General features: G+C 65.6%; 8 protein-coding genes. 6 read left to right on the forward strand and 2 right to left on the reverse strand.

Going from position 1 to position 4,777, the window contains the following annotated elements; genetic code table 11:
• A partial coding sequence (locus VN856_RS13235; protein WP_325689696.1) for an SDR family NAD(P)-dependent oxidoreductase occupies positions 1–530 on the reverse strand: 530 nt, incomplete at its 3' end.
• 149 nt (positions 531–679) lie between these two features.
• Between VN856_RS13235 and VN856_RS13240 the strand changes: the two genes are divergently transcribed.
• The 6 genes from VN856_RS13240 (at position 680) to VN856_RS13265 (ending at position 4,359) form a co-directional block, all read left to right on the forward strand.
• Positions 680–1,681 carry a sigma-70 family RNA polymerase sigma factor gene (locus tag VN856_RS13240; RefSeq protein WP_325689698.1) on the forward strand — a complete coding sequence of 334 codons (1,002 nt, stop codon included), beginning with the start codon at positions 680–682 and terminating at the stop codon, positions 1,679–1,681.
• Positions 1,682–1,827: 146 nt separating this feature from the next.
• Positions 1,828–2,562, forward strand: coding sequence for a DUF899 domain-containing protein (locus VN856_RS13245; RefSeq protein WP_325689700.1), 735 nt, complete (start codon positions 1,828–1,830; stop codon positions 2,560–2,562).
• 52 nt (positions 2,563–2,614) lie between these two features.
• Positions 2,615–2,839 (forward strand): hypothetical protein, encoded by a 225-nt coding sequence (locus VN856_RS13250; RefSeq protein WP_325689703.1) that lies wholly within the window; start codon positions 2,615–2,617, stop codon positions 2,837–2,839.
• A complete protein-coding gene (locus VN856_RS13255) occupies positions 2,829–3,113 on the forward strand; it encodes a hypothetical protein (protein WP_325689705.1) in 285 nt (94 codons plus the stop codon). Before VN856_RS13250 ends, VN856_RS13255 begins: the two co-directional genes overlap by 11 nt.
• A 36-nt stretch (positions 3,114–3,149) precedes the next feature.
• Positions 3,150–3,857, forward strand: a complete 708-nt coding sequence (locus tag VN856_RS13260) for a nitroreductase family protein (RefSeq protein WP_325689707.1) — start codon at positions 3,150–3,152, stop codon at positions 3,855–3,857.
• A gap of 1 nt (position 3,858) precedes the next feature.
• A complete protein-coding gene (locus VN856_RS13265; protein ID WP_325689709.1) occupies positions 3,859–4,359 on the forward strand; it encodes a DUF417 family protein in 501 nt (166 codons plus the stop codon).
• Here VN856_RS13265 and VN856_RS13270 read toward each other — a convergent pair.
• Positions 4,309–4,777, reverse strand: a 469-nt coding sequence (locus VN856_RS13270) for a class I SAM-dependent methyltransferase (RefSeq protein ID WP_325689711.1), incomplete at its 5' end; no start/stop codon positions are given. The two genes, VN856_RS13265 and VN856_RS13270, sit on opposite strands and share 51 nt — an antisense overlap.

Raw genomic sequence — 4,777 nt, forward strand, 5'->3', positions numbered from 1 at the left:
GTCATGTCGGTGTCCACCGGACCCGTCAACACGGCGTGCACCGACACCCCCCGCTCGGCCAGCAGCACCCGCAACGATTGCGTCAGGTTGAAGGCGGCCGCCTTGGAAACCGAGTACGCCGGGATGATCGGCAACGGAGCCAGCGCGTTGACCGATAGATTGTTGACGATCGCTCCCCGCGAACGCGTCAACAGCGGCAGGAACGCCTGGGTCACGGCATACGGCCCGAACAGGTTGACCCGCAAATGCTGTTCGAGCACAGCAGGATCGGTCAGGTCGTCATAGAGCGCCACGCCGGCGTTGTTGATCAGGACGTCCAGCGACTCCACGCGCTGCGCGGCCGCGCGAATCTGCGCGGAGTCGGTCACGTCCAGGGCAACGGGCGTGACGCGCCGATCGGGGTAGCTCGCGGTCCGGCGTGTGCCCGCATACACTCGTGTCGCGCCGCGGCGCAAAGCTTCCTCGACCAGCGCCTGCCCGATGCCCCGATTGGCCCCGGTCACCAGAACTGACTTTCCTGCGATGATCACATCGCCTCCTCGCTCGTGGGTTTCGACTGTCTCGGCAATACAGATGCCGCAATGCCGAGAAAGTGGGCTCAGGATGTGCGCCCAGTTCGCGGCCCAGCGCGCGTCGATACTGGAAGGTGAAAACACCCGCGAGGGAAAAGTGGTGACATATGTTGACAACCGATCTGATTGCCAGGGCGCGGGCCGGGGACGGCGAGGCGTTTCGAGAACTGACCGAGCCACACCGCCGCGAGTTGCAGGTGCACTGCTACCGGATGCTGGGATCCCTTCAAGACGCCGAGGACGCCTTGCAAGACACCCTGCTGGCCGCGTGGCAAGGCCTCGACGGATTCGAGGAGCGGGCCTCGGTTCGCACGTGGCTCTACCGGATAGCCACCAACCGGTGCCTCAGCGTTCTTCGCTCGGCCCGCCGACGCCCGGCCAAGGAGTGGGACATGCAGATTGACCTGCCCGAGCCGACTCGGCTCGGCGAAATCGTCTGGCTTGAGCCATATCCCGATGCGCTCCTCGAGCCCGCGCTGCCGCTGGATCCCGAGGCGCGCTACGAACAGACCGAAGCCGTCTCGCTGGCCTTCGTGACAGCCCTGCAGGTCCTGCCGGCGCGCCAGCGCGCCGTGCTGATCCTGCGCGAGGTGCTCGGATACCACGCAAACGAGGTGGCCGACATGCTCGACTCGACCGTCGAATCGGTCAACAGCGCGCTCAAACGAGCGCGCGCTAGCCTGCAGCGCCGCCTGCCGGCCCCGGGCGAAGACGGGCCGGCCCCGATCCCCGGCTCACCGGCCGAGCAGGAGCTGGTGACGAAGTTCGTCCGCGCCTATCAGTCCGGGGATGTCGATGCGCTGGTCGCCCTGCTGACCGCCGACGTCAGCGTCTCCATGCCGCCGATTCCGTTGGAATACCAAGGCCGCGACGTCGTAACCCGCTTCTACGCCACCGTCTTCGGCGCTGGCCGGGCATACGACTTGGTGCCCACAAGGGCCAACGGTCAGCAGGCGTTTGGCGCCTACCTTCGCACCCCCGCTGGCGGCATCCGCCACGGGGCGGGCCTGCTGGTCCTCACCCTCGCCGGCGAAAAGATCTGTGCCCTGACTCGCTTCGACAACGACGTGCTCCCACGTTTCGGGTTGCCTCGATCGCTGCCGGGCTGAATCACTCAGGCGAGCAATAGGATTCGCGCGCGAGCGTAAGGAAAGGAGACGACGTGTGTGCAATAAAGACACCGATAATGTCACCTTCGTGACGGCCACTGCCCTGAACTAACCGCAACCGAAAGGCTGTGCTCATTATGAGCAACATGAACACACCCCCGATCGTGTCGGCGCAGGAGTGGACGGCCGCGCATCAAAAGCTGCTGGTGAAGGAGAAGGAAGTGATGCGCGCGCATGACGCGCTCGCGGCGCAGCGACGGCGGATGCCGTGGCTGGCTGTCGACAAGGACTACGAGTTCGAGGGACCCGAGGGAAAGGTCAACCTGCTGGGTCTCTTTCAGGGTCGCCGTCAGCTCCTCGTCTACCGCGCCTTCGTCGGGCCCGATATCGATGGCTGGCCCGATCATGGCTGCCGCGGCTGCTCGATGATCGCCGACCACATCGGCAACCTGGCTCACCTCAACGCCCGCGATGCCACGCTGGTGTTCGCCTCGCGAGCGCCGCAGCCCGGCATCGAGCGCCTAAAGGAGCGGATGGGCTGGCAGATGCCGTGGTACACGATCACCGACAGCTTCGATGTCGACTTCGGCGTGGATGAGTGGCACGGAACCAACGTGTTCATCCACGACGGGGACCGGGTGTTCCGCACCTACTTCATCAACAACCGTGGCGACGAGGTGTTGGGCAACACCTGGAGCTTTTTGGACATGACGCCGCTGGGCCGGCAGGAACTTTGGGAAGACTCGCCGGAGGGCTACCCGCAAAGCGCGCCCTACGAATGGTGGGACTGGCACGACGCATACGGCGAGCACGAGCCGTCTCGATGGTTCGGTGAGCCTGATCCGAACGATCCCAACGACCAGCGTCCACCCCGCACCTGACATCGACGAACGTGGCCCGCGCCCGCGGAATGGTGATTAACATCGGTGGATCATGATCGCCAGGTTTCGCCGGTTGATGGATTTTGAGCTCAGCCTCGCCGAGCTCATCGGCGTCGGCGTATTGCTGGCGGGTCCGTATCTGCTGATCGGTCTGGTCTGGACCTGTACCCACGCGCACTTGGTGGATGGACTTCGCGGCCTGGAGCTGCTGTTCTCAGTGCTGGGGTCCGTTGCGCTGTGGCCTGCCCTGCTGTTAGCGAACGTCTGTGTCGGCTGACGCTGAGCTGCTGCCGGGGCTGAACCGGGTGCTCGACCGGCGAGTGAGTGTCGGCGCGCTGATCGAGGTGGCGGTGTGGCTGGCCGCCGGATACCTGGCGGTCGGGTTGACTTGGTCGCTCTTCCATCCGGAAGGCGTGCAGCGCCTCGAGGAACAACTCGAACAGCGGCTGCAGTTACCGGCTGGAACCAATTACCAGCTCGCGGCGCTGGGCGAAGCGAGCATGCTGTGGCCGGTGGCCTCCGTACTGCCTGCGCTTAATTGCGCGCACTAGGTTCTCTGCTGGGAGGGAAGCCAGAAGGGAGCCGGCATGTCGGGAGCCACCAGTGACGTCTGGGAGGCGATGTCGACCGCGCGGACGATCCGGCGCTTCACCGGCGAGCCGGTTGACGACGCCACGCTCGAACGATGTCTGCAGGCGGCGATGTGGGCGCCATCGGGGGCCAACGCGCAGGCATGGCGTTTCGTCGTGCTGCGATCGCCGGAACAGCGGGCCGTGGTGGCCAAGGCGGCGGCCCGCGCGTTGGAGGTGATCGAGCCCGTCTATGGGATGAGCCGACCGTCCGACGACGACAACAGCCGACGCGCCCGCACCAACCGGGCCACCTACGAGTTGCACGACCGGGCCGGTGAATTCACGTCGGTTCTGTTCGCGCAGAAGCACTTTCCGACGGCGTCGGAACTCCTGCTGGGCGGTTCGATTTTTCCGGCGATGCAGAACTTCCTGCTGGCCGCCCGCGCTCAAGGCCTGGGTGCGTGTCTGACCAGTTGGGGAGCCTACGGCGGCGAGCAACTGCTGCGGGACGCCGTCGGCGTGCCCGACGACTGGATGCTGGCCGGGCACATCGTGGTCGGCTGGCCGAAGGGACGGCACGGGCCAGTGCGTCGCCGGCCGCTGGCCGAGGTGGTCAACCTCGACCGCTGGGACGATGTCGCGGCCGAGCGAACCGTGAACCGATCGGAGCGGGGACCCGTTGTCTCAACGGAGACGCTGCGTGTAACTCGAATGGAGAATTGATTTGTCTACGGCTGCACGACTTTCAGCGCTGGGGCAGGCGATCAGCCGGTATGGATTGGCGCTGACGCTTGCGTGGATCGGATTCGGCAAATACATCAAGATGGAAAGCCGCGTGCTGATCGAGCACAGCCCGTTGATGAGCTGGGTCTACGACGTGTTCAGCGTGAACACCGTGGCGCGCGGCCTCGGGACGCTGGAAATCGTGGCCGCGATGCTGATCGTCAGCCGGCCGGTATCGGCGCGGCTGTCGGCGATCGGCAGCGCGCTGGCGATCGTGCTGTTCTGCGGAACCCTGAGCTTTTTGTTCACCACGCCCGGTGTCGTCAGCCGGTTCGCCGGCCCGGTGCCGGTGCTCTCGGCGTTACCCGGGCAGTTTCTACTCAAAGATGTTGTGCTGCTTGGTGTTGCAGTGTGGACGCTCGGCGAGGCGTTGCAGGCGCACCGCGCGTCGTCAGCTTTTGACGCCGACCGTGAACAGGTCGGCGATGGGCCGCGTCCATAGCGGGCGCCGCACCCGATGCTGCTCGACGATGGTGAACCCCGCGCCCTCGAACAGTCGCCGCATCTCGGCCGGTGTCGGATTGTGGGCCGGCGCCAACCTGCTGCCCGGCAGAAACTGCTGCCGGGCACTCATCGTCGACACGGCCACCAGCCCACCGGGTGCGAGCACGCGGTGGAATTCCCGCAGAGCGGCCGGCTGGTCGAAGAAGTGGAACGCCGACGTCGTCACCACCGCGTCCAATTCCGCGTCGTCGAAGGGCAACTGCTCGGCCGGACCGCGACGCCAGTCGATGTCGCTCGATCGGGATTGAGCCTGCTTGAGCATCCCTTCGGACATGTCGACGCCGTAGACCGCGGCGGGATGCAGGTCGCGTTCGATCCGGTCAGCCAGAATGCCTGTGCCGCAAGCGACATCGACT

The organism is Mycobacterium sp., assembly GCF_035603715.1.
Taxonomy (GTDB): Bacteria; Actinomycetota; Actinomycetes; order Mycobacteriales; family Mycobacteriaceae; genus Mycobacterium.